Raw genomic sequence first — 25,508 nt, 5'->3', positions numbered from 1 at the left:
CATTCACAAGTACAACGATGGGATTGAATCAGCAACATGAAGCAACGCTTCGCGACACTGTCAGGCGACTGTCGGACACCGACAACCTGACCAACATCTGCCCCTCGCAGTGGCAGGGCCAACCGCTTCCCTCGCAGCAGGCGGTCAAGGAAATCATCTACCTTTCGCGAGCCCTGATTTTTCCCGGATTCTTCGGCGACAGCGATGTGACACGCAACAATGTGACTTACTTCACCGGATTGTGGGCCGAAAAGCTCTATCACCTGCTCGTTGACCAGATTCACGCCGGATTGTCGATGGATATATGCACCGACACAGCCCCCGATTACGATGAGATGGAGCACAAGGCTGCCGAAAAAGCGGCCGAGTTCATCAAGCAGCTCCCCAATCTGCGCCGACTCCTCAACACCGATGTCTACGCCACCCACCGAGGCGACCCTGCGGCAACCTCCACCCAGGAGGTGATATATTGCTATCCCGGCATACGCGCCATCTGCAACTACCGCATAGCCCATGAGCTGATAAAGCTCGATGTGCCTATAATACCCCGCATGATAAGCGAGCAGGCCCATAGCGAAACGGGTATCGACATACACCCCGCAGCCACCATTGGCGAAGGCTTTACCATCGACCACGGAACCGGCGTGGTGATCGGCGCTACCGCCATACTCGGAAACAATGTCAAGCTGTATCAGGGTGTGACACTCGGAGCAAAGAGCTTTGACATGGATCCCGACGGCAACCCCATCAAGGGAATACCGCGTCACCCCATCATAGGAAACAACGTAATCATATACTCCAACGCCTCCATCCTGGGACGCATAACAATCGGCGACAACGCCATCATAGGAGGTAACATCTGGGTAACCCAGAATGTAGCCCCGGGAGAACGACTCATTCAAGCAAAAGCCAACAACGTTTTAAGAATCAAGCAGTGATGAATACTGAAAAATTTGAAATGGTAGCAAAGACCTTCCAAGGACTGGAAGAGATCCTGGCCGACGAGCTTCGCGGAATCGGCGCCCTGAACGTACAGCCCGGACGCCGCATGGTAGCGTTTGAGGGCGACCTCGCCACTCTCTACAAGGCCAACCTGTGCTGCCGCACCGCCCTGCGCATCCTGAAGCCCATCTACAAATTCACGGCATCGGACCCCGACGCGCTCTATGAGATGACAAAGGAGTTTGACTGGACTTCGGTGCTATCAATCGACAAGACATTCTCCATTGATTCAGTTGTCAACTCCGAGCAGTTCACCCACTCGCGTTATGTCACCTACCGCGTCAAGGATGGCATCGTCGACTTCTTCAAGGACCGTTTCGGTGCCGACAAGCGTCCCGGCGTGCGCCTGCAGGATGCCGATGTAATGATAAACGTGCACATCGACGGCAACCGCGTCACGCTGTCGCTCGACTCATCGGGCGAGTCACTACATAAGCGCGGCTATCGCGTGGCACAGACCGAGGCTCCCATCAACGAAGTGCTGGCCGCCGGCATTCTGCTCAAGAGCGGATGGAAAGGCGAGTGTCCGCTCGTCGACCCCATGTGCGGCTCGGGCACATTCCTTATCGAAGCCGCCCTCATCGCCGCCAACATCAATCCCGGAGTCTATCGCAAGCGCTTTGCATTCGAGCAGTGGAAGGACTTCGACGAAGAACTCTTTGAAAGCCTCTACAACGACGACTCGCAGGAGCGCACATTCGACTACAAGATCTACGGAAGCGACATATCGCCCAAGGCAATCGCCATCGCCGAGCAAAACATCAAGCAGGCCGGCGTGGGACGCTACATCGACCTCAGCATAAAGCCCCTGTCGCAGTGGACTGAGGCTCCCGCCGACGGAGTGCTCGTAACCAATCCCCCCTACGGCGAGCGCATCTCGGTCAACGACATGGACGGCCTCTACGAGATGATAGGCAACAAGCTCAAAAACGTGTTCAAGGGCTACCACGCCTGGATTATCGGATATCAGGACGAGTATTTCCGTCGCATAGGACTGGCACCCTCATTGAAGATGCCCCTGCTTAACGGTTCGCTCGAGTGTGAGCTCCGCGAATACATCATCTTCGAGGGCGACTACAAGAGCTTCCGTCGCGAAGGTCACTCGCTGAAGGATCCCGAGAGCAACTCCTCGCCCAAGGAGAGCAAGCCCAAGCGCCGCCTCACCGACGACGAATGGCGCAACAACGCACGCCGCAAGGGATTCGGAGGCAAGAAAGGCGACCGCCCCGAAAAGCGTGGCGAGAAACACAACGCGCTCAAGGAAAAATATAAGCCGAAACCGCTCGGTCGCAAGAAATATCCGTCAAACAAGCCCGAAGTGGAGCCGACTCAGGAACCTTCGGAAAACCCGCTGGCAATACGCCGCAACGAAAAGGCGCTGAAGTCAATACTCGGACGCAAGCCCACCCTTCCCGTAATGCGCCGCCGCGGATGGAAGCGCAACGACGAAAACAACGACTCATCATCCAACGAAAACAAATAACGTAGTAACCACTTAACAACCCGTGAATATGCAGCAACCCATCGACATTCTGCTTCTTGGTTCGGGAGGCCGTGAATCGGCTCTCGCATGGAAAATCAGCCAAAGCCCGCTTCTCGGCAAGTTATACATAGCCCCCGGAAACGGAGGCACTACCCAGTATGGTACCAATGTCGACATGTCGCCTACCGACTTCGACGCAATCGATAAATTTGTAACCGACAACGGCATCAAGATGATTGTCGTAGGCAACGAAGACCCGCTTGTAAAGGGCATCTACGACCGATTTGCCGACAGTGACATACTTGTCGTAGGCCCAAGCCGTGCAGGTGCCGCGCTTGAAGGCAGCAAGGACTTCGCCAAGCAGTTCATGGTGCGTCACAACATCCCCACCGCACGCTACCGCAGCTTCACTGCCGACAACATCGAGGAGGGATACCGCTTCCTTGAAGAGCTGAAGCCGCCCTACGTGCTCAAAGCCGACGGACTGGCTGCCGGAAAGGGCGTGCTCATACTCCCCACCATCGAGGAGGCCCGCGAGTCGCTTAAGGAGATGCTTTCGGGAATGTTCGGAGCATCATCGGCCACAGTGGTAATCGAGGAGTTCCTCTCGGGCATCGAATGTTCGGTATTCGTGCTCACCGACGGCAACGACTACCGCGTGCTCCCCGTAGCCAAGGACTACAAGCGCATAGGCGAAGGTGACACCGGACTCAACACCGGCGGAATGGGCGCAGTAAGCCCAGTACCGTTTGCCGACGACACCTTCATGGAGAAGGTGCGCACTCGCATAATCGAGCCCACCGTCAAGGGACTTGCATCGGAAGGCATCACTTATCGCGGATTCATATTCCTCGGCCTCATCAACGTTGAGGGCGAGCCTATGGTAATCGAGTACAACGTGCGCATGGGCGACCCCGAAACCGAAGCAGTAATGCTGCGCATCGACAGCGACCTCGTCGAGCTGATGCAGGCAGCCGCCCGAGGCAACCTCGGCGACCTCGAGCTCCGTCAGGACCCGCGCACGGCAGTGACCGTGATGATGGTGTCGGGCGGATACCCCGGAAGCTACGAAAAGGGCAAACTCATCAGCGGCCTCGACAAGGTGACGCAAAGCACCGTGTTCCACGCCGGTACCAAGCGTGACGCCGAGGGCAATGTCGTGACATCGGGCGGACGAGTTCTTTCGGTAAGCTCCTACGGCGACAGCATAGCTGACGCACTTGCCAACAGCTACGCCTCAATCGCGCTCATCGACTTTGACGGCCATTATTTCCGTCGCGACATAGGCCGCGACCTCATGGCTCTACAACAGAAATAATCCCTACAGGCTGTGAAGGAGCAGGAAATCACACGATATCTGCACTCACGCTATGGCATGATGCTGATGATGGCCGCAGCCGTCATCGGCACCATTATTGCCTATCGCAACGGCGACATCGTCTACATAACGGGCAACAACGGATTCGGACTTCCATCGGCCAACGAATGGATTACCGACCGTTACGCCTCGCTGTGGGCCGGAATCGCCGTCAATGTACTGCTCGCCCTGCTCCTCTCCTACATGAACAGGCGATTCAACGTGCTGCGCACCATGTCACACCTGTTTGTGGGCATGTTCATGATCATGCAGGGGGACTCCCCTCCATCATGGGGCAGTTCTACGACGGCACCGTCATGTGCGCGATACTTCTATTCGCCATAATACCCCTCTTCTCAACCTTCCAGAATCCCGACCTCACGCGCCGCATATTCCTCACCTTCTTCCTCATCAGCATAGGTTCGCTGACAAGTTACGCCTATGCCATATACATTGTGGCCTTCCTGGTGGGATGCCTGCAGATGCGCTCGTTCACAATGCGCGGACTGATGGCGGCCGCTATCGGCATCGTAACGCCCTATTGGATTCTGTGGGGATTCGGCATCATATCGCCGTCCAACTTCACGCTACCCGAGTTTGTGAGCCTGTTCAACGCACTTGAAGGCCGAGAGCTTGCGCAGATTATCGTCTACACGGGCGTGACGCTGTTCCTCGGATTCGGGTTCGGCACACTTAACCTTATGCGAATCTACCGTTACAACGCCCGCACACGCGCCTACAACGGATTCTGGCTCGTAGTGTCGCTGATTACGGTTGTGCTCATTTTCGTCGACTACAACAATCTCATAATCTATCTGCCCATACTTAACTGCTGCTCGGCCCTGCAGATAGGCCACTTCTTCAGGTTTAACAACCAGCTGCGCAGTTACATTCCCATCCTCTGTATAATAGGAACCTACACCGCACTCTACATCTGGAGCATATCTATATGAAAGTCATCATCTCTATATGAAAGTCATCATCTCTATATGAAAGTCATCATCGAAAACAAGATACCCTTCATCAAGGGGCTGCTTGAGCCCATTGTCGACAACGTAACCTACCTGTCGCCCGATGAAATCACCAACGAAGCGTTACGTGACGCCGACGCGCTGATAACGCGCACACGCACACGATGTGACGCCCGGCTGCTCGACGGCACCACGTGCAAGTTCATAGCCACCGCCACCATAGGCACCGACCACATCGACCTCGACTACTGCAAGACCAACGGCATAACCGTGGCCAACGCTCCGGGATGTAACGCTCCCGCCGTAGCGCAATACGTGTTCGGCTCCATCGCAATATGGCGTAAGGCAGTCGACGACCGCCGACCGCTGTCGTCGCTCACCATAGGCATAGTGGGCGTAGGTCACGTAGGTTCAATCGTGGAGCGATGGGCACGGCAGTTGGGAATGAAGGTTCTGCTCTGCGACCCTCCGAGAGCCGAGCGCGAAGGCGACGCGATGTTCACCGACATGGCATCCATAGCACGCCTGGCCGATGTGATAACATTTCACACACCCATGGCCCGACAGGGAGCGCACCCCACCTTCCACCTGCTCGACGGCTCCTCCACAGCTGAGCTTGGCCGCAAGCCGCTTGTAATAAACTCTTCGCGAGGCCCCGTGACCGATACACAATCGCTGATCGACGCACTCGACAGCGGTGCGATAGGAGCCGCAGCCATCGACTGCTGGGAAAACGAGCCGACAATATCACGCCCGCTCCTTGAAAAAGCGCTCATAGCCACTCCCCACATAGCGGGATATTCGCGCGAAGGCAAAATACGCGCTACCACCATGGCGGTAAACGCGCTCACGGCCCACTTCAACCTCCCACAAGTGGAGATGCACGAAAAAGTCGCTCCCGGCGCAGCCGAGAGCGTTACATTGGAAGCCATAGCCGAGAGCTACACTCCGGCGGCCGACACTTTATCGTTGAAAGAAAATCCCGAGAGGTTTGAGCAGCTGCGCAACACCTACGATTACCGTCACGAAGTGATGTGATCGCGGTAGCGCTTCACCACATCATCGATTGAGATTCCGAGTATATCCATTTCCCTGAACACATCGTCGAGCGTGTCATGGAAAAACTCGTCACGACGCTCCTCGACGATTATGTCACGCGCGTCGGGCGACACAAAGTAACCCAAGCCGCGCTTCACGTAGATTATCTCCTTCATCTGCATATACTCGTAAGCCTTTATAACAGTGCGGTTATTGACAGCAAGCTCAACCGAAAGCTCCTTTATCGAAGGAACTCGCCCGTCGACAGCCCACTCTCCCGACATGATGTTGCCGAAACAGTAGTCAATTATCTGCTTATATATCGGTTTATTGTTCTTGAAGTCCATTGACTGTTATATTTGACGATTGCTTATCACCTTATGGGTGCGATATAGTACAAAGATACTACAAATAAGCAATATAACCCCAAGTACTATGACGAAAGATTCCATACCTTCAGTCACCAGCTTCATGACGCTTTCGACATCGCTGCTGCTTTTTTCCCAGAATCGTCCGTAGATGGCCATAACCATACCGTAGATGCCTCCTACGAAACTCATCGATATAAGTGCAACAACCGACCAAACCATACCAAGCAGTATGCGGTTGGTTGTGCGCTTCATGACAACATAGAGGCACACCGATATCGGAAACAGGTTTTCGATAATTGTAAACCCGTAGGTAGAAGCGGAAAGACTGCTACGTAACGCCAAAACACGCGCTATGTCGGCATTATCCTTAAGCATGTCACATGGCATGCCCCCAAAAACGGGAAGATAGAGAAGTATAGGAACCACAATGCATACATAGCCTATGATGAATGTCGACTTTTCGGCACCGGTAGCCGGCAGCACGGTTTCAACATCAAGTCCGTTGCGTGACGCAAATATCGTGGGCGCAAACACAAGCATCATCGACAATGCCCCCTTAACAGCCAGGAACAATCCATAGCCCAGTCCTGCTACTCTTTCCGATAGTATCACAATCACCATCCCCAAAATCGAAAAAGCGGGATAGATTATCAGCTGCTTCTTTATATAAGGAAAATAGAAGCGGGCCACGCGGCCTACCCTTCTCCATGAAAACGAATCCATGCAATCACATTTAGCGTCCATCTCGGTTAATCATTTAGAAGTTTTACAATATTGTCACGCGCGTCGGCGTTCATCAACGCCGAGTAGAGCAGCACATAGTCGATGTCGGTATCGGTGTCGCCGTCATTTTTCACGATGGCGTTGAATCGTCCGGCAACACGCTCGATGTAGAGCGCACCCACCGGCGGCTCCGAAGCGCTCACAAAGGCAATGCGGCCGAGAATCTCGTCGACAGTCGACGCCACTAGGAGTTGTCCGTGATTCAGCACCAAAAGCCCGTCAAATAGGTTCTTGAAATCCCACACGGTGTGGGTCGACACGATTATCGTCTGCTCCTCGGTGATGTTCTCTACGATTATCTCCTGCAGCAGTTTCTTCGACGATATGTCGAGCCCGTTGGCCGGTTCGTCGAGAAGGAGCACCTGCGTGCGCAGCGAAAGAGCATAGGCAAGCTGTGCCTTCTTGCGCGTTCCGAGCGACATGCCGTCAAGGCGCTCCGCCGGGTTTATACCAAAACGGCCAAGTATGTCGGCAAGCAGCTGAGGGTCAAAGGTCGGGAAAAATTGAGCGTGCATCTTCACAAACTCGTCGATCGTGCGCCCCGGAAACGGCATGTTGTCGCCAAGGAAAAATATCCGCTGCATGTCGGAAGGGCGTCGCGACGCTATCGGGTCGCCGTTGAGCAAACACTCACCACTGCCGGGATAGAGCAATCCGGCCATCAGGTGCAGCAATGTCGTCTTTCCGGCTCCGTTCTCTCCAAGGAGCAGATAGACACCCCCGCCAATCGAGGCCGAGGCGTTGGTCAACGCCTCGGCACCCTTGCGGTAAGCAAATTTAAGCCTTCTCAGTTCTAACATGTAATGTGATTTTTTAACTACAAGTGTAAGTATGAATTGTAAGTATGAAGCTGTAATGTCATTTATTTAACCGGAGTCACGGTGTAACCGGCATCCTGAAGCTGCTTGATGAGTCCGCGCTCGCCCACGAGATGACCTATACCCACGGCTACCATTATCGATTCGTGGCCCACGGCATCCTTGATGGTCTTGATCCAGTTGTCGTTGCGGTCATAGAGCATGTGCTTTGCAGTTTCCTCGTCCATGCCTATTTCAGGGGCAAACATCACCTTCTCTATAGCGGCAAGATCGCCTTCGGTGTAGGCGCGTGCCAATTCCTTCACATGGCCTATGGCCTCTTCATCGGTACGTGCTGCCTTGAGAAGTCCCTCGGCTTGGTCGGCGATAGGGTCGCCAAACAGCAGATTCATCTGGAATTCAACTGTTTCAAAGTCCTTGATGGCCTTGCCAAGTTCCTTGGCCTTCAGCTGTACCGTCTGGTCGAGCTGCTGCGAAGCGTTGAAGCCGGGGAAAGCCACCATGTTTTGGAACATTGCTATCTGAGTGGCAACCATCGAGGGCTTAAGCATATTGAGTTGGTCAAGCGTAGCCATGCCGCTGGTATATTTCTTCAACACGGCATTTATCGAGTCATACTGCTCAGTGGTGTAAAGCTTGTTGAGAGTACTGTCGGCAGGTGCCATGGCCAGCGACAAAATCGACTGCTGGGCCTCGGGCGATACCATGAGAGCCATGTCGATTTCACCGTAAACGGCATCGACTCCTTTCAAAGCGTCATTAAAGCCGGGGGTCTTGTCGAGCATGTCGACGGGTGCCACGTGGTGAGTGCCGAAGAGATAGGAATCGCCCTTTACTCCGTTGCCTGAAACTTTCCATAACAATTGTGCGTTGCAGCTCATCGATGCTACAATCACTGCTAATGTCAAAAATAACTTTTTCATATTGCTATATAATTAATGTTTATAAGTTCAGCGTGATGTAGTAGTGTAGTCATATACATCACTACCATACCGCAAAGGTATATCCTTTATTTCACATCTCCAAATTTTTTCTAATTTTTTTTAATACATAGCATGAGTGGGGATGGTATGCCGGAGGCATTACATGTGCGTAACCGCGGGTGAGCGAAGCGTCACCCGTGAACCCCCGCGTTAGCGCAAGGGCTGCGTTAGCTGCCCAATAAGGTTAGCCTCATGCAAACGCGCCTTTAGGTGCGTGCAGCGTGAGGTCATGTCGCGCCTCCCACCATCCCCGAGGGCTGCGTAGCTGCCCAATAACCCACTACAACCAAGGATATGCCCAAACGTGTATCCACCAAGCGAGAGGCCAATTGTAAAAATCAAGCATTTATTCACGTTAATTTGGTTAATATGTGTTAAATAATTGGGGGGGTAATTTTTTAACGTAAATTTGCACAGCTACAAAACCAATCAGCATGAAAAACCTAATCAATCAGGTTCTAATGCCCCCAAAACAAACGAAATTTAAGTTATCCTTAAATATCAGGTCAAATTAATTCCTTAAATTACCAAATGACATTCAACAGAATTCTTGTGGCCACATTGTTGGGCATGGCTCTCGTAACAGGAGCACCCCACGTAAATGCGGCGGGTCAGCCCCAAACGGCGACCGACACACAGCAATCCCTGGTAACAGCCACGGGCACAGTGTTTGATTCATTCGGCGATCCGTTAATCGGAGCCACTGTACGAGAAAAAGGCAATCCAAGCAATGCTTGCGCCACCGACCTCGACGGTAACTACACCTTATAAGGTGCGCCCCGGTGCGGAACTCGAAATCTCCTTCGTGGGATGTGAAACTGCAGTTTTAAAGGCCGGCGAAGGCGTTGAAACAACCCTCAAAGAGGACTCCCATGTACTTGACGACGTTGTCGTAGTGGGATTCGGTACTCAGAAGAAAGTAAACCTTACCGGTGCCGTGGGCGTAGCCACAGCAAAGGACATCGCAGCCCGCCCGGTAAAGAACGCAACCGAAGCCCTGCAAGGTCTTATCCCCGGTCTTCAGCTCACTCGTAATGCAGGTGATGTTGAAACCAACATGTCAATCAACATTCGTGGTGTCGGAACAATCGGCGAAGGTTCAAGCGGAGAGCCGCTCGTACTCATCGACGGTATGGAAGGCGATATCAACACCGTCAATCCCCAGGACATCGAAACCATTTCGGTTCTTAAGGATGCGGCATCTTCTTCAATTTACGGTAGCCGCGCTGCCTTCGGTGTAATCATGATTACCACCAAGAAGGGTTCGGAAGGCAAAGTTGTCGTAAACTACAGCAACAGCTTCCGCTGGGCATCGCCCATCGGCATGCCGTCGAGCATGAACAGCTACGACTTTGCTGTGTACTATAACGAAGCCGCTGCCAACGCTAATTGGGGCGTTCAGTTTGACGACGCCACTCTTAAGAACATGATCGAGTTCCAGGAAAACGGCGGCAGCAACATGGGAGGTCTTCCCACCAACGGCGAGGTATGGGGAAAGCCCGCCGGGGACCCCTTCACAAGAGCATACGCCAACACCGACTGGTACTCTGAACTATACCGTGACAACGCCTTCTCGCAGGAGCACAATGCAAGCATAAGCGGCGGTAACGGCAATGTAAACTACTTCGCATCAATCGGCTACCTCGACTATAACGGTATGCTCCGTCACGGTCACGACGGGCAGAAGCGCTACAACGCGGCCGGTAAATTTTCGGCAAAGCTCGCCTCTTGGGTGACATTCAACTACAGCGCACGCTTCGTTCGCACCGACCTCGACCGCCCAAGCCGATTTGACAACGGTCTATACGATAAGATCGGTCGCCAGACATGGCCTAACCTCCCCGTATATGACGAAAACGGCTACTACTTCAACTCCAACGCCGACACCCCCGCAATGTCACTTGCTCTCGGTGGAGTGCGCACCGTTCAACGCGACCAGCTCTATCAGCAGGCCGGAGTAGTTATCGAGCCCATCAAGAACTGGGTTACCCACGTTGAGTTCAACTACTCTACCGACAATTCCGAACGCCGTTCCACTTTCCTCCCCTACTACAACCACAAAGTCGATGGTTCGGTCGATGACACTCAGGGTGACTCCCGTCTTGAACAGTCACTTGCCAAGAACAACTATATGAACTGGAACATCTACACCGACTACAGCTGGACAATGAAAGAGAACCACAACTTCAAAGTTATGCTCGGTTTCCAGTCGGAAGAGATGCGTCAGACCAAATTTAACGCTACCGGTTACGGACTTCAGGACGAAGACCTTCCCGAACTCGACCTCATCACCGGTCTTCGCGGCAACGGCAGCGAGCAGCAGCCTTCAGTAGGAGGTCAGCGCAACCAGTGGTCGATTATGGGCTTCTTCGGCCGTGTCAACTACGACTACAAGGGCCGTTACCTTGTAGAAGGCAACCTCCGTTACGACGGTTCATCACGTTTCCGCTCAGGCCGTCGCTGGACATGGGCTCCTTCATTCTCTCTCGGTTGGAACATCGCCCAGGAGGAGTTCTGGCGTGACTTCACTCCCTACTGCAACCTCCTGAAGCTCCGTGCATCCTACGGTAGCCTCGCCAACCAGAACACCAATGTGTGGTATCCCACCTATCGCACAATGTCAATCGGCCAGGCCAACGGTAACTGGCTCATCAACGGCAAGCGTCCGGCTACCACTTAGGTAAACGGCCTTGTAAGCTCGAGCCTTACCTGGGAAAAGGTGCGCACATGGAACATAGCTCTTGACTGGGGCTTGTTCAACAACCGACTCACAGGTACATTCGATGCCTTCATCCGCTACACCGACGACATGGTGGGCCCCGCAGTACAGCTGCCCGCAACTCTCGGTCTTAATCCTCCCTCGGCCAACAACTGCGACCTCAAGACCAACGGATGGGAACTTACCCTCGCATGGCGCGACCGCACCGCATTCGGCCTCAATTACGGTGTATCATTCAACCTCTCTGACGCACGCACCTATATCCGCAATTATCCCGGCAATGCAACCCGGTCTATATGGAGTCACAATAACGGCCGCGAAATCAACGAAATATGGGGTTATGAAACCATCGGTATAGCCAAGAGCAACGCTGAAATGGAAGCACACCTTGAAGCCGTTGGCGGACAGGAGTCCCTTGGTTGGGACTGGGGCGAAGGCGACATCATGTACCGCGACCTCGACGGAAACCCAGGCATCAATTCAGGAGCTGAAACTCTTGACGACCACGGCGACTTAAAGGTTATCGGTAACGAGACTCCCCGCTTGTTCTACGGTATCGACCTTAACGCAAGCTACAAGGGATTCGACATCCGCGCATTCTTCCAGGGCGTAGGCAAGCGTGACTTCTTCTCCTACTCACCCATCTTCTGGGGTGTCACCAGCAACATGTGGTGGTCGGCAGCTCTCGGTGAACATCAGGACTACTACCGCGGCAAGGATCTCGGTCTGCCCGATCGTATAATTCCGGCAAATACCGACGCTTACTATCCCCGTCCCGTATTTGATCAGGACAAGAACCAGAAGGCACAGACCCGCTACCTCCAGGATGCATCCTACATCCGTCTGAAGAACCTCCAGGTAGGCTACACCATTCCTCAGGAGTTGAGCCGCAAGTTCTTCGTTCAGAATCTCCGTCTTTATGTATCGGTCGACAACCTCTGGACGCACACCAAGCTCTCCAAGGTATTTGATCCCGAAACAATCAAAGGCGGTTACAACGGAAGCTACGGTAACGCATATCCCCTTTCTCGCACTTGGGCATTCGGATTATCACTTACTCTCTAATCATTAAATCACAGTAACAATCATGAAATACAATAAAATATCACATCTTTCGGCAGCATTGGCCGTGGGAGGATTGATGATGTTCTCATCTTGCTCCGACTTCCTTGAAAAGGAGCCGATGTCGCAGATTTCTCCCGAAAAATACTACTCGACTCTGGCTCAGATACGTGCCGTAGTGCTTGACGAGTATCCCAATACTCTCCCGAGCCACGGCAACTGGAGCTATGGATTGTTTGGAGGTGACTCAGGCACTGACAACCAGATATATGTCACTGCCGACAACAAATACACCACCGACCGCTGGCTCGTAGCCAACACCCACGGAACATGGAGCTTCACCCGCATCTACTACATCAACTTCATGCTCACAAACGCGCTTGCACGTTACGGTGAGGACATCAACGGATCGGAGAACACCATCTACGGAAACCTCAGCGAAATAAAGCATGCGCTCGGCGAAGGCTACTTCCTCCGTGCCTACCAGTACTTCAACCGTCTGAAGACATTCGGCGACTTCCCCATCATCACCGAGCCGCTGCCCGACGACATGGCTACCCTTACCGAGGCCAGCAAGCGTGCACCCCGCAACATGGTGGCCCGCTTCATCCTTGAGGACCTCGACAAGGCCGCCCTGTTGATGAGCGAAACCAACTACAGCTCTCAGTACATCAACCGCGACCTCGCTCTGCTCTTCAAGTCACGCGTGGCTCTCTACGAAGCCACCTGGCTGAAATACTTCAAGGGCACTGCATTCGTGCCCGGCGGTGAAGGATGGCCCGGAGCAAGCTACAACCCCGACTTCTCTTATCCCTCAGGCTCAATCGACGAGGAAATCAAGTTCTTCTTCCAGCAGGCCATGGCGGCTGCCAAGGAGGTAGGCGACAAGTATGTAGGCAACCTCACCGCCAACACCGGTAAAGTTCAGCAGTCAGCCGACGAGCCCGCCAACCCCTACTACAACATGTTCTGCGACGAAGATTTGTCGGGCTATCCCGAAGTTCTTCTCTGGCGTCAATACGGCCGCGGACTTGTAACTCACAATGTCAATGCAGCAGCCGGTCGTGGCAACCAGCGCACAGGTCTTACCCGTGGCTATGTTCAGAACTTCCTCATGGCCGACGGTACTCCCGTCTACACCCATGGAACCTATGCCGACGGCGACGGATACTACATGGGCGACAAGACAATTGCCGATGTACGCGTCAACCGCGACTCTCGTCTTAGCGTATTCCTTAAGGAGCCCGGACAGAAGAACATCCTCTTTGAGCCCGACAACGGACAGGGTACCGAAGTTGTTCCCGTTGAGCCCTATCCCCTTATCACCCTCGGTGATGACGAGCGCGGCTACGCTACAGGCTATGCACTCCGCAAGGGCGGCAACTTCAACCGCAAGTACTATGCCAACGGTGGCGGCTACACCGCAGCTCCCTGTTTCCGCGCCGTTGAGGCTCTCCTTAACTACATGGAGGCTTCCTACGAGCTCAACCACACAATCGACGGTACAGCCGACTCTTACTGGCGCGCAATACGCACACGTGCAAAAGTAGATCCCGACTACAACAAGACCATCTCGCTCACCGACATGAACAAGGAGGCCGAGAACGACTGGGGTGCCTACAGCGCAGGCGCACTGTTGACCGACCGTACGCTCTACAACATCCGTCGCGAGCGTCGTTGCGAGCTTCTCTCTGAAGGTTTCCGTGATGCCGACCTCAAGCGCTGGCGTTCTTACGATCAGCTCATCACCTCACCCGCTCACCTTGAAGGTATGCACCTCTGGAACACTCCGATGCAGAATTGGTACACCGATTTGGTTTGGAACGAAGCCAATGCCAACGTTTCGGCACCTGAAAAGAGCGAATACCTCCGTCCATTTGAACGCACCGAAGGTCAGGCTGCCTACAACGGCTGTACATGGCGCATGGCTCACTACCTGAACCCGCTGCCCATCAACGAGCTTATGCTCACCTCACCCGATGGAGCAAGCCCCTCGGAATCGGTACTCTACCAGAATCCTTACTGGCCCCTCGTTGCAGGAAAGCCGGCTGAAAAGTAATCCTCAGGCAATTCCAAATATCAGAAAACAGGTAATTAAGATTAGTTTATAACAGGTATTCCCGGCAGGGGCGCGAACTTAGGTCCGCGCCCCTGACTTTTTCAGCCCGTTACAAACCAAAAAACGGCACAAAAACGGCTAAAACACATTTCATGAATTGCAAATTAGGAGGGCAAACGCTATCTTTGTGTCTTAGTAACAACAATAACCCCAATGATTATGGATTTTGCTGACAAGTGCTACCGCGTATTCGACGACACTACACGACTCTATCACGAGTATGACAATGTTGACGCCAAGGTAGACAACCCCTACGAGAACGGCTCTATCGAGCACACACTCTTCGCCAAGAACTGGATCGATGCCGTGCAATGGCATCTTGAGGATATCATACGCGACCCCGAAATCGACCCTGTGGCCGCACTGGCCCTGAAGCGTCGCATCGACCGCTCCAATCAGGACCGCACCGACATGGTTGAGGAGCTCGACACCTACTTCCGCGAAACCTACAAGGATGTGAAGCCTCTCGACGGCGCGACAATCAACACCGAAAGCCCCGCGTGGGCCCTCGACCGCCTCTCGATTCTCGCCCTGAAGATCTATCACATGGAGGTGGAAGTGGCCCGCACCGATGCGTCGCCCGAGCACATAGCCAAGTGCCAAGCCAAGCTCAACGTGCTGCTTGAACAGCGCAGCGACCTCATCACGGCCATCAATCAGCTCCTCGACGACATTGCCGCCGGACGCAAGTACATGAAGGTCTACCGACAGATGAAGATGTACAACGACCCCGACACCAACCCGGTACTCTATGCCAGCAAGTAACGGGCTGCCCAGGAATCTGCTCGTGGCGCGTTTCTCGGCGCTCGGCGATGTGGCCATGACCATTCCGGTGGTCTACTCGGCATGTCGCTGCAACCCCGACACGCGCTTCATCTTCATAACCAAGCCGGTGCAGGAGTCGCTCTTCATCAATCCCCCCGAAAACCTCGTGGTGATAGGGGTCGATGTGAAAAACGAGTACAAGACACCGCGCGACCTGTGGCGACTCTTCAAGGAGCTTCGCGCACAATACTCGATCGACGCATTTGCCGATCTCCACGGCGTGCTGCGCTCATTTTTCCTGCGCGCAGTGTGTACGCTGCACGGCATGAAATGTCACTCGATACACAAGGGGCGCATGCACAAGCGCGCACTCACCCGCCCGCGCAACAAGGTGATGCTGCCGCTCATCTCGTCACGCGCACGCTACCGCGAGGTATTCTATCGGTTCGGATTTGCTCTTGAAGAGAAATTCACCAGCCTCTACGGCTCGGACAAGGGCGACCCTGCCATGTTTGCCGACATAACGCCGCCTAAGGCCGAGGGTGAACGCTGGATAGGCATCGCACCGTTTGCTAAGCACAAGGGTAAGATATATCCCCCCGAACTGATGGAGAAAGTCGTGGCCGAACTGGCTGCCATGCCTTCGACCAAGATATTCCTCTTCGGCGGAGGCGACTATGAGCGCAAGATTCTCGGCGAATGGGCGTCGCGCTACAACGGAGTGACATCACTTGCCGAGACCCGTCACGGATTTGCCGTGGAACTCGCCCTGCTGAGCCATCTCGACACAATGGTGTCGATGGACTCGGCCAACATGCACCTCGCCTCGCTCGTCGGGGTGAGAGTGGTGAGCGTGTGGGGCGCCACCCACCCCTACTGCGGATTCAAGGGCTTCAGGCAGAAAGAGGCCGACATCGTGCAGCTGCCCATGACTTGCCGCCCCTGCTCGGTGTTTGGCAACAAGCCATGCTCACGCGGCGACTACCACTGCCTTGCCGGCATACCACCGCAAATGATAGTAACCAAAGTAAAATCAATAATTCCCCCGTCGCCCCCAAATGAGTGAAGACTTTGACATACGCGCCTCGCAGAGCGGCAAGGACCGCGACTCCGACTTTGAAAAGGCGTTGCGTCCGTCGGAGTTTGACTCGTTCAGCGGTCAGGACAAGATAATCGAGAACCTGAGGGTGTTTGTGGCGGCCGCCCGCATGCGAGGCGAGTCGCTCGACCACGTGCTGCTGCACGGCCCTCCCGGCCTCGGCAAGACAACCTTGTCGCAGATTGTGGCCAACGAGCTCGGCGTGGGCATAAAAATCACGTCGGGCCCCGTGCTCGACAAGCCCGGCGACCTTGCCGGCATACTCACCTCGCTCGAAGAGAACGATGTGCTCTTCATCGACGAGATTCACCGCCTCAGCCCCATCGTCGAGGAGTATCTCTACTCGGCCATGGAGGATTTCCGCATCGACATCATGATCGACAAGGGACCCGGTGCGCGCTCGGTACAGCTGAGTCTGTCGCCCTTCACGCTCATCGGAGCCACCACGCGAAGCGGACTGCTCACATCGCCCCTGCGTGCCCGATTCGGCATAAACTGTCACCTTGAGTACTACGACCACGAAGTGCTCGAGCGCATCGTGTTGCGTTCGGCGCGTCTGCTCGGGGTGAAGTGCACGGCCGAGGCGGCCCACGAGATTGCGTTACGCAGCCGCGGCACCCCTCGTATTGCCAACGCGCTGCTGCGCCGTGTGCGTGACTTCGCGCAGGTCAAGGGCAGCGGAGTGGTGGAACCCGAAATAGCACGTTACGCGCTTGAGGCGCTGAACATCGACCGCTATGGCCTCGACGAAATCGACAACAAGATTCTCACAACGATAATAACCAAGTTCAAAGGCGGCCCCGTGGGACTCACCACCATAGCCACCGCACTGGGCGAAGATCCCGGAACCATCGAGGAGGTATATGAGCCGTTCCTCATCAAGGAGGGATTCATCAAACGCACTCCGCGCGGACGCGAGGTAACCGAACTTGCATGGATACATCTCGGACACTCGCCCGAGGGACGGGGCATGGGTTCGCTCTTCTGATCCGCGTCACCCGGGCAAGGCCCTGAAACCCTCTCTCCCCTACACGATTCACCAACGTATATAGTAAGCAATGGCAGGAATTAAAAGTTTGGTAAAGGATACGGCAATCTACGGGTTGAGCAGCATAATCGGACGCTTTCTCAACTGGTGCCTTGTGCCGCTGTACACCTACATGTTTGTACCGGCCGAATATGGAATAGTCAGCTACCTCTACAACGCTGTGGCTGTGGTGCTGATAATAATCACCTACGGCATGGAAACGGGATTCTTCCGGTTTGCCAACCATGAGCGTTACTCCAATCCCGACGAGGTCTACTCCACATCGCTTGTGTCGCTCGGATTCACCTCGACGATGTTCTTCGCCGCCGTGATGATTTTCCTCTCGCCCATCTCCGAACTGCTGATGTGTGCCGGCCACAAGTCCTACGTGTGGACGCTTGCCCTCGCGGTGGCCATCGATGCCTACACCTCGCTCCCCTTCGCCTACCTGCGTTACAAGAAACGCCCCCTCCGCTTCGCCACTATAAAGCTCATCAACATAGGGCTTAACATAGGTCTTAACCTATTCTTCCTGCTCCTGTGCCCCAAAATCATGAACGTTGCGCCGTGGCTCATCGACTGGTTCTATGCGCCCGACTACGGAATAGGCTATATCTTCACGGCCAACCTCATCGCATCGATTGCGACACTGCTGCTCCTGCTGCCCGACACGGTAAATGTGCCGCTGCTCTTCAATGGCCGCCTGCTGCGTGAGATGCTCCGCTACTCGTGGCCGCTGCTCGTGCTGGGTGTGGCCGGAATAATGAATCAGACCATCTCCACGCTGCTGTTCCCCGATCTGTTTGACGACAAGGCCGAGGCCATGAGGCAGGTCGGCATCTACAGCGCCAACTACAAGATAGCGATAGTGATGGTGATGTTCATCCAGGCTTTCCGCTTCGCCTACGAGCCCTTCATATTCGCACAGAACCGCGAGAGCGGCGACAGCAAGCTGCAGGCCTACCGCGATGCCATGAAGTATTTCATCATATTCGCGCTCTTCATCTTCCTTGGCGTCATGTTCTACCTCGACATAATAAAGTACTTCATCGATAAGAACTACTTCTCGGGACTTAAAGTTGTGCCGGTGCTCATGATGGCCGAGCTCTTCTTCGGCATATTCTTCAACCTATCGCTGTGGTACAAGCTCACCGACAAAACCACCTGGGGCATGTGGTTCTCGCTGCTCGGACTGCTTGTGACGGTGGTGCTCAACGTGCTGTTTGTGCCGAGGTTCGGTTACATGGCATGCGCCTGGGCCGCATTTGCAAGCTACGGCACAATGATGCTCGCAAGCTACTTCATCGGACGGTCGAAATATCCCATAGGCTACGACATAAAAGGCATCTTCAGCTACTTCGTCATAGCAATCGTGCTCTATGTCACGGCCTCGCTTGTTAAGATAGAACCCGAATGGGCCCGGCTGCTTTTCCGCACTGTGCTGCTCGCCGGTTATGTCTACATCGTGTGCCGACGCGAGTCAATCAATCCGCTTGCAATCCTGCGCCGCAACCGGCCTGTAAAAACACCGACAAATAAATGATGTAATATGACAAACTTCAATCTCCAAAAACTAAAGACAAGCCTTTTCGGCTACTTCGACCTGACAGGATTCCTCATTCCGCAGGAGGAGGCTGAAACCGAAATACGCGAAGGCGTGTCATTTCGCGGCATCAACATCATAATCCTGATTGTGGCCATATTCATAGCGTCACTTGGATTGAATGTCAACTCTACCGCTGTCATAATAGGTGCGATGCTCATCTCGCCGCTCATGGGGCCTATAATCGGTATGGGGCTTGCTGTCGGCATTCAGGATTTCGAGCTGATGAAGCGTTCGTTCCGCAACCTGTTCATGGCTACGATGTTCAGTATCGCCGCATCATGCATCTATTTCCTCATCTCGCCGGTAAACGAAGGTCACAGCGAGCTGCTTGCGCGCACATCCCCGACAATCTATGATGTATTCATAGGCTTCTTCGGCGGAACGGCTGGCATCCTCGCCATAGGCAGCCGCGTCAAGGGCAATGTGATTCCGGGTGTGGCCATTGCCACCGCTCTTATGCCGCCGTTGTGTACCGTGGGCTACGGACTCGCCACAATGCAGTGGACCTACTTCATCGGAGCATTCTACCTCTTCTTCATCAACTCGGTGTTCATCGCCTGTGCTACGACACTCGGCGTAAGGCTCATGAAATACAAGGTCAAGGACTTCGCCAATTCCGAGCGCGCCCGCAAAGTGCGCACTACAATCTACACTATAGCGTTCCTGACGATAATTCCGGCGGCCTACCTCACCTACAACATGTTTAAGGAGAACAACTTCATGTCCAACTGCAACAAGTTTGTCGACAACGAGTTCACCTTCCCCGACACTCAGGTGCTCAGCTTCAAGCCATCCTACCACAACGGCAACGGCACGCTCACCGTCAACCTCATCGGACGCACCATTCCCCACGACTCGCTCATGCTCGCCATGACCGACAAGCTGCCTCAGTATCATCTTGCCGGGACAAAGCTAAAAATAAGCCAGGGCTACAACAGCAACACTGAGTTTGACGCCGCCCAGGCCACATCAACAATGCTGCGTGACATGTATCAGGTGACGCAGGCCACCATAACACGACAGCAGACGACAATCGACTCTCTGCGTAACATCAACGCGCAAATAGCACGTAACGACTCCATGGGTGCCGTAATAGCGCCCGAGCTGAAGGTGCTCTTCCCGCAGGTGCGTGATATTGCCGTGACGCGAGGCATCGTCAGCAACGTTTACGACGGAAAACTCGACACCGTAAACCTCGCCCTCGTCCAGTACAGCGCCGCAATGTCGTCGGCTCAGGCCAAGAAATTCAAGGAGTATCTCGAAGCCCGACTGCAGATAAAGGACATCAACATCGTGTTGAGCACCTCGCTCCCGTCGAAGAAAAGATAACGCGCAATGAAGGTCGTAATCGTCAACAACAGCGACTCGCTCGGAGGTGCCGCGATAGTGTCGCGACGGCTCATGCATGCCCTGCGTGACGCAGGAGTCGACACTCGCATGCTCGTGTTGAACAAGAGCACCGACGATCCCGCCGTGGCACAATGCTGCGGAAAGACACGACGATTTATCGACTTCGCCCTTGAGCGACTGCGCATAATGGCAGGTAACGGTTTCAACCGCCGTGACCTTTTCAAGGTGTCGCTGGCCGACACGGGATGTGACATCTCCCGACATCCCTGGATACGCGAAGCCGACATCGTCGCGCTCAACTGGATAAACCAGGGCATGCTCTCGCTCAACGACATCAAGCGGCTGCACCGCGCCGGAAAAAAGATTGTGTGGACCATGCACGACATGTGGTGCCTCACCGGAGTGTGTCATCACGCCCACCGGTGCACCCGTTACACCGATCGCTGCGGACATTGCCCCTACCTGCATGACGGACGCCGCGACCGCGACCTGTCGCGCACGGTGTGGAAGCGCAAGTCACGCCTCTATGCGGCGGTTCCCATTCACTTTGTGCCGGTGAGCAACTGGCTTGCGGGAAAGTGCCGCGAAAGCTCACTGCTGCAATCGGCCGATGTGACGGTAATTCCCAACGCTTTCCCCACAGCCGACTTCAATGTCACGCCGTCACGCCCGGGCGACAAACTGCCTGTCACGCCCGGCCGGAATATCATACTGATGGGTGCCGCACGCCTCGACGATCCCATAAAGGGGCTTGACTACGCCATCGACGCGCTCAACATCATAGCTCGCGCCCATCCCGAGGTTGCAGCCGAGTGCGAAGCAGTGTTCTTCGGGGCGATACGCAACCCACAGCTGCTCGACCGCCTGGAGTTTCCCTATCGTCACCTTGGCATGATAACCGACAGCCGGCTTGTCAGCGACCTCTATGCAGCGTCACGCGTCATCCTGTCGACATCGCTCTATGAAACATTGCCAGGAACCCTCATCGAAGGCATGGCCGGAGGATGCATTCCCGTGTCATTCGCGCAAGGAGGGCAAGCCGACATATTCACCCACCTCGACACCGGCTACATGGCGCAGTACAAGTCGCCGCAAAGCGTGGCCGAGGGCATCCTGTGGGCATTGAAGCACGACATAACGCGCAACCGCCTCCATGACGAGGTGGTGACGCGCTTCTCGGCCGAGGCTGTCGCCCGACGCTACATAGCTCTTTTTAACCGAATACTTCAGCACTAATCGGCTCCCCGATTGTTATACAACAATAAGATATTCAATACATCATGGTAACCATACTTTTTCACTCAACCATATTCGGCCCCATACACAGTCGTCGCCTCGGCACTTCGCTTGGAGTGAACCTGTCGCCCAACGACGGCAAGATATGTTCATTTGACTGCGTTTACTGCGAAGCCGGCTATAATTCACAAGGCCCCGGCACAACGGGATTTCCGGCACGTGACGATGTAAAGAAGCAGCTTGAAGAGAAGCTGAAATCCATGTCACAGGCAGGCGACCGACTTGATGTGATAACATTCTCGGGAAACGGCGAACCCACCCTGCATCCCTGCTTTGAGGATATAATAAACGACACCATCGAGGTGCGCGACCGTTACTATCCCTCGGCCAAGGTGAGTGTGCTGTGCAACTCAACCCGCCTCGACCGTCCCGATGTAAACCGCGCCCTGAGGCGTGTCGACAACTGCATCCTCAAGCTCGACTCGGCGCTCACGCCCACAATGAGGCTCATCGACCAGCCCGGCTCGCCGCAGTTCACCTGCGAACGCCTCATACCCCAGCTTGCCCAATTCGGCGACCAATGCATAATACAGACCATGATGCTGCGCGGCAACCACAACGGAAAGCACATCGACAACACTACTCCCGAAGAGGTCGATGCACTTATCGAGGCCTACAAGACAATACGCCCCGCCGAGGTGATGCTCTACTCCATTGACCGCGCAACACCCGAAAGCGACCTGCAGAAGGTGGAGAAGGACGAACTTGAAAAAATTGCCGACCGCATGCGCGGCGAAGGAATAAAAGTACAGGTCAGCTGACATGAAGAGAGTCACATTCCCCGCACCCCTGCGCGAAGGCGACCGCATAGCAATCGTGTCGCCCGCAAGTAGCATCGACAACCGCCTCGTCGACGAAGCCATACCCGTAATCATGTCGCAAGGATGGACTCCCGTAGTGATGCCATCGGCTCTCGGAAGTCACGGCAGCTACAGCGCCTCACGCCTGGAGCGCCTCAACGACCTGACCGAAGCGTTGTGCGACCCCACGATACGCGCCGTAATATGCAGCCGCGGAGGGTACGGCGCAGTGCATCTGCTCGACAGCCTCCCTGCCGATGCCATAAAGGCCGATCCAAAATGGCTTATAGGCTTCAGCGACATCTCGGCTCTACACGCATTCATGTCATCGCTCGGCATCGCAAGCCTGCACGCCTCGATGTGCAAGCATCTGGCCGAGTTCGGAGCTGACGACCCCGACAACGTAACGCTCTTCAACATCCTGCGCGGCTCACTCCCCACCTACTCCATCGAGGTGCGACATGACAACAACAAACCCGGCACTGCCACCGGGCAGCTATTCGGCGGCAACCTCGCCGTTTTAGGCGCACTCATAGGAACTCCCTACGACATGTTCGCTCATGATGACGCTATACTCTTTCTCGAGGACATAGCCGAACCCATCTACAAGGTGGAGCGACAGCTCTACCAACTCCGGCTCTCGGGAGTGCTCGACCGCATAAAAGGATTGATCGTGGGACAATTCACAGAATACCACCCCGACCGCAACTATTCCGACATGCTCGACATGGTGCGTGACATGACCGCCGACCTGAACATCCCCGTGGCCTACAACTTCCCCATAGGACACATCGACCACAATCTCCCCATGATAGAGAGCGCACCCGTTATGCTCGACATAACGCCCGACAAGGTAAATCTATCGTTCAATGTGCACTGAGAAGCCCGCTCCGCAGCGTGAGATACAGATAACCGACGACGGCAGCGCGACACTCTACCTGCCGCAACTCGACGAACACTACCACTCGGTCAAGGGGGCAATCACCGAAAGCCGTCACATCTACCGCGACTGCGGCTACCTGTTCCGTGCGTCACAATCGCCGGGCCCCGTCACCATCCTCGAAATCGGGCTCGGTACCGGAATGAACGCCGCCGTCACCGCAATGGCCGCAAACGACCTGTCGCCGGTGCGTTACATAGCCCTGGAGCTCTATCCACTGTCGCTTGAAGAGGTCGACAGCATGCAACTCGACCGATTCGTCGACCCCCGACTGTTGCGTGACCTACATCAATGTCCATGGGACGGACCCCGGCAGCTGACGCCCGCTTTCACGCTCGAAAAACGCCGTTGCGACTTCACGCAGTGTGACCTTCCCTCGGGAATCGATGTTGTCTACTTCGACGCATTCGCACCCGAAAAGCAACCCGAAATGTGGTCGCCCGAGCTGTTCAGGCGCATTTTCCATGCCATGAATCCCGGCGGAGTGCTCACCACCTACTGCGCAAAGGGCTGCATAAGGCGAATGCTCTCAGCCATCGGCTTTTCAGTAGAGCGACTCCCAGGCCCTCCGGGAGGAAAACGTGAGATAATCAGGGCAATACGCAGAATAAACTCCATTTAACATTTTTTATTAATAAAAAATCCTATATTTGGTAGCGTTTAAACGTTATTACTTTACAACTTAACTTAAATTTACCATTATGACCTACAAAGTTATTGACATCGAAGGTGTTGGTGAATCCTACGCACAGAAGCTTACCGAAGCCGGCGTTAACACCGTCGACCAACTTCTCGAACGTTGCGTTACACCCAAAGGCCGCAAGGAACTTGCCGAAACCACAGGCATCTCTCCCAAACTTATCCTGAAATGGGCCAACCACGCCGACCTGTTCCGCATCAACGGCATCGGTCCGCAATTTGCCGAACTTCTTGAGGCAGCCGGTGTCGACACCGTAAAGGAACTCCGCCATCGCAATGCCGAGAACCTCGCAGCAAAGATGGAAGAGGTCAACAACGAAAAGCACCTGACTCGTCGCGTGCCCAGCGTTACCGAACTTCAGAAAATGATTGAAGAGGCCGCTACCCTGCCTCCCACAATCACTTATTGATTCTCGTTCTCACAAAAATCAGTATCTATCCTAAAAATTACAGGGCGTGCCGATCGATTTCGGTACGTCCTGCTTTTTTCGTTTAAATGCGTATTATGCCTTCTTTGTCAGGTAAGGAACAACGGCACGCCATGCTACAACGGCGATAGCGGCACCTACAAGGGGACCTACGACCATAATCCAGAAGTCGCCGAATGCATCGGGCGAGAATACTGCGGGACCGAAGCTGCGGGCAGGGTTAACCGAGCAGTTGTCGACAGGAATACCCACGATGTTTACGAGTCCGAGAGCAATACCGATTGCAAGACCTGCAAACTTACCGAATCCGTGGTTCTCGTCAGTAGCACCGAGAATGATGAATACAAAAAAGAATGTCAGCAAAATCTCGGTAAGAAGAGCCATACCGGAAGTTGCACCGGGCTGAAGCACATTGGTGGCAAGATTATTGGCACCGGTCACGCCTCCGAAGTTAAACTCGGGCGACATGTCGACAAACCAATAGAGGAAACCTGCACCAATCACGGCACCGATAAGCTGCGACACTACATAGCCTGCGAAATCCTTGCTGTTAAGCTTTCCGCTGATCCACATAGCAAACGACACTGCGGGATTGACATGACATCCCGAAATGTTGCCTATGCAATAGCAAAGACAAATGAGGACGAGTCCAAAACATACGCCTACACCGTAACCGCCTATCGACGGACCGGCAAGAACTGCGCTACCACAGGCGAGAAGAACGAGAAACATTGTTCCGATACCCTCTGCTAAATACTTCTTCATGTTAAATGTTGTTTTAGTTAAATAAAT

25 protein-coding genes are annotated in these 25,508 nt (G+C 54.4%); 20 read left to right on the top strand and 5 right to left on the bottom strand.

Annotation, left to right across the window (positions count from 1 at the left end):
• Positions 1 to 17 precede the first annotated feature (17 nt).
• Genes E7746_RS13700 through E7746_RS13675 form a run of 6 tightly spaced genes read left to right on the top strand, consistent with a single transcriptional unit; the run spans position 18 to position 5,851 of the window.
• Entirely contained in the window at positions 18 to 938 is a 921-nt protein-coding gene (locus tag E7746_RS13700) for a serine O-acetyltransferase (RefSeq protein WP_136411166.1), read from the top strand.
• Positions 938 to 2,485, top strand: a complete 1,548-nt coding sequence (locus E7746_RS13695; RefSeq protein WP_238337249.1) for a THUMP domain-containing class I SAM-dependent RNA methyltransferase — start codon at positions 938 to 940, stop codon at positions 2,483 to 2,485. Before E7746_RS13700 ends, E7746_RS13695 begins: the two co-directional genes overlap by 1 nt.
• A gap of 40 nt (positions 2,486 to 2,525) precedes the next feature.
• Complete coding sequence (purD, locus tag E7746_RS13690; RefSeq protein ID WP_136411364.1) at positions 2,526 to 3,803, top strand: phosphoribosylamine--glycine ligase; 1,278 nt, start codon at positions 2,526 to 2,528, stop codon at positions 3,801 to 3,803.
• 12 nt (positions 3,804 to 3,815) lie between these two features.
• Positions 3,816 to 4,187, top strand: coding sequence for a hypothetical protein (locus tag E7746_RS13685; protein ID WP_136411165.1), 372 nt, complete (start codon positions 3,816 to 3,818; stop codon positions 4,185 to 4,187).
• The gene (locus E7746_RS13680) at positions 4,133 to 4,795 is read left to right on the top strand and encodes a hypothetical protein (RefSeq protein WP_136411164.1); all 663 of its coding nucleotides are present in this window, start codon (positions 4,133 to 4,135) and stop codon (positions 4,793 to 4,795) included. Before E7746_RS13685 ends, E7746_RS13680 begins: the two co-directional genes overlap by 55 nt.
• A gap of 36 nt (positions 4,796 to 4,831) precedes the next feature.
• Positions 4,832 to 5,851, top strand: coding sequence for a 4-phosphoerythronate dehydrogenase (locus tag E7746_RS13675; protein ID WP_136411163.1), 1,020 nt, complete (start codon positions 4,832 to 4,834; stop codon positions 5,849 to 5,851).
• On the opposite strand, the gene E7746_RS13670 is transcribed toward E7746_RS13675, so the two are convergent.
• From E7746_RS13670 to E7746_RS13655, 4 genes are all read right to left on the bottom strand, one after another.
• Positions 5,836 to 6,198, bottom strand: coding sequence for a GntR family transcriptional regulator (locus E7746_RS13670; protein WP_136411162.1), 363 nt, complete (start codon positions 6,196 to 6,198; stop codon positions 5,836 to 5,838). The genes E7746_RS13675 and E7746_RS13670 overlap by 16 nt on opposite strands.
• A 6-nt stretch (positions 6,199 to 6,204) precedes the next feature.
• The gene (locus E7746_RS13665; protein WP_238337247.1) at positions 6,205 to 6,966 is read right to left on the bottom strand and encodes a hypothetical protein; all 762 of its coding nucleotides are present in this window, start codon (positions 6,964 to 6,966) and stop codon (positions 6,205 to 6,207) included.
• Between the two features lie 5 nt (positions 6,967 to 6,971).
• Positions 6,972 to 7,805: an ATP-binding cassette domain-containing protein gene (locus E7746_RS13660; RefSeq protein WP_136411160.1), complete on the bottom strand. Its 834-nt coding sequence runs from the start codon at positions 7,803 to 7,805 to the stop codon at positions 6,972 to 6,974.
• A gap of 62 nt (positions 7,806 to 7,867) precedes the next feature.
• Entirely contained in the window at positions 7,868 to 8,746 is an 879-nt protein-coding gene (locus E7746_RS13655; protein WP_123394982.1) for a TraB/GumN family protein, read from the bottom strand.
• A gap of 591 nt (positions 8,747 to 9,337) precedes the next feature.
• On the opposite strand from E7746_RS13655, the gene E7746_RS15315 reads away from it, so the two are divergent.
• From E7746_RS15315 to E7746_RS13595, 14 genes are all read left to right on the top strand, one after another.
• The gene (locus E7746_RS15315; protein ID WP_238337245.1) at positions 9,338 to 9,577 is read left to right on the top strand and encodes a carboxypeptidase-like regulatory domain-containing protein; all 240 of its coding nucleotides are present in this window, start codon (positions 9,338 to 9,340) and stop codon (positions 9,575 to 9,577) included.
• Positions 9,537 to 11,486 (top strand): SusC/RagA family TonB-linked outer membrane protein, encoded by a 1,950-nt coding sequence (locus tag E7746_RS15310; RefSeq protein ID WP_238337243.1) that lies wholly within the window; start codon positions 9,537 to 9,539, stop codon positions 11,484 to 11,486. The genes E7746_RS15315 and E7746_RS15310 overlap by 41 nt, the downstream gene beginning before the upstream one ends.
• Before the next feature lie 39 nt (positions 11,487 to 11,525).
• Positions 11,526 to 12,590: a SusC/RagA family TonB-linked outer membrane protein gene (locus E7746_RS15305; protein ID WP_238337241.1), complete on the top strand. Its 1,065-nt coding sequence runs from the start codon at positions 11,526 to 11,528 to the stop codon at positions 12,588 to 12,590.
• Positions 12,591 to 12,612: 22 nt separating this feature from the next.
• A complete protein-coding gene (locus E7746_RS13645) occupies positions 12,613 to 14,646 on the top strand; it encodes a RagB/SusD family nutrient uptake outer membrane protein (protein WP_136411159.1) in 2,034 nt (677 codons plus the stop codon).
• 219 nt (positions 14,647 to 14,865) lie between these two features.
• On the top strand, positions 14,866 to 15,471 hold the full coding sequence (locus E7746_RS13640; RefSeq protein ID WP_136411158.1) for a DUF4254 domain-containing protein: 606 nt from the start codon (positions 14,866 to 14,868) through the stop codon (positions 15,469 to 15,471).
• Positions 15,458 to 16,537: a glycosyltransferase family 9 protein gene (locus E7746_RS13635; RefSeq protein WP_168184402.1), complete on the top strand. Its 1,080-nt coding sequence runs from the start codon at positions 15,458 to 15,460 to the stop codon at positions 16,535 to 16,537. The genes E7746_RS13640 and E7746_RS13635 overlap by 14 nt, the downstream gene beginning before the upstream one ends.
• A complete protein-coding gene (gene ruvB, locus E7746_RS13630; protein ID WP_136411157.1) occupies positions 16,530 to 17,558 on the top strand; it encodes a Holliday junction branch migration DNA helicase RuvB in 1,029 nt (342 codons plus the stop codon). Before E7746_RS13635 ends, ruvB begins: the two co-directional genes overlap by 8 nt.
• Positions 17,559 to 17,628: 70 nt before the next feature.
• On the top strand, positions 17,629 to 19,140 hold the full coding sequence (locus tag E7746_RS13625) for a lipopolysaccharide biosynthesis protein (RefSeq protein ID WP_136411156.1): 1,512 nt from the start codon (positions 17,629 to 17,631) through the stop codon (positions 19,138 to 19,140).
• 6 nt (positions 19,141 to 19,146) lie between these two features.
• Positions 19,147 to 20,532 (top strand): DUF389 domain-containing protein, encoded by a 1,386-nt coding sequence (locus E7746_RS13620; RefSeq protein WP_136411155.1) that lies wholly within the window; start codon positions 19,147 to 19,149, stop codon positions 20,530 to 20,532.
• Between the two features lie 6 nt (positions 20,533 to 20,538).
• Positions 20,539 to 21,789, top strand: a complete 1,251-nt coding sequence (locus E7746_RS13615; RefSeq protein WP_136411154.1) for a glycosyltransferase — start codon at positions 20,539 to 20,541, stop codon at positions 21,787 to 21,789.
• A gap of 44 nt (positions 21,790 to 21,833) precedes the next feature.
• The gene (locus tag E7746_RS13610) at positions 21,834 to 22,610 is read left to right on the top strand and encodes a radical SAM protein (protein WP_136411153.1); all 777 of its coding nucleotides are present in this window, start codon (positions 21,834 to 21,836) and stop codon (positions 22,608 to 22,610) included.
• Position 22,611: 1 nt separating this feature from the next.
• Positions 22,612 to 23,529, top strand: coding sequence for a S66 peptidase family protein (locus E7746_RS13605; protein ID WP_136411152.1), 918 nt, complete (start codon positions 22,612 to 22,614; stop codon positions 23,527 to 23,529).
• A complete protein-coding gene (gene mnmD / locus E7746_RS13600) occupies positions 23,519 to 24,211 on the top strand; it encodes a tRNA (5-methylaminomethyl-2-thiouridine)(34)-methyltransferase MnmD (protein ID WP_123394973.1) in 693 nt (230 codons plus the stop codon). Before E7746_RS13605 ends, mnmD begins: the two co-directional genes overlap by 11 nt.
• 79 nt (positions 24,212 to 24,290) lie before the next feature.
• Positions 24,291 to 24,698, top strand: coding sequence for a DUF4332 domain-containing protein (locus E7746_RS13595; RefSeq protein WP_123394972.1), 408 nt, complete (start codon positions 24,291 to 24,293; stop codon positions 24,696 to 24,698).
• 93 nt (positions 24,699 to 24,791) lie between these two features.
• On the opposite strand, the gene E7746_RS13590 is transcribed toward E7746_RS13595, so the two are convergent.
• On the bottom strand, positions 24,792 to 25,481 hold the full coding sequence (locus E7746_RS13590; protein ID WP_123394971.1) for an MIP/aquaporin family protein: 690 nt from the start codon (positions 25,479 to 25,481) through the stop codon (positions 24,792 to 24,794).
• Positions 25,482 to 25,508 lie beyond the last annotated feature (27 nt).

It is taken from the genome of Muribaculum gordoncarteri, assembly GCF_004803695.1.
GTDB lineage: Bacteria > Bacteroidota > Bacteroidia > Bacteroidales > Muribaculaceae > Muribaculum > Muribaculum gordoncarteri.
The sequence above is the reverse complement of the archived record's forward strand: the minus strand, read 5'-3'. Positions and strand labels throughout refer to the sequence as shown.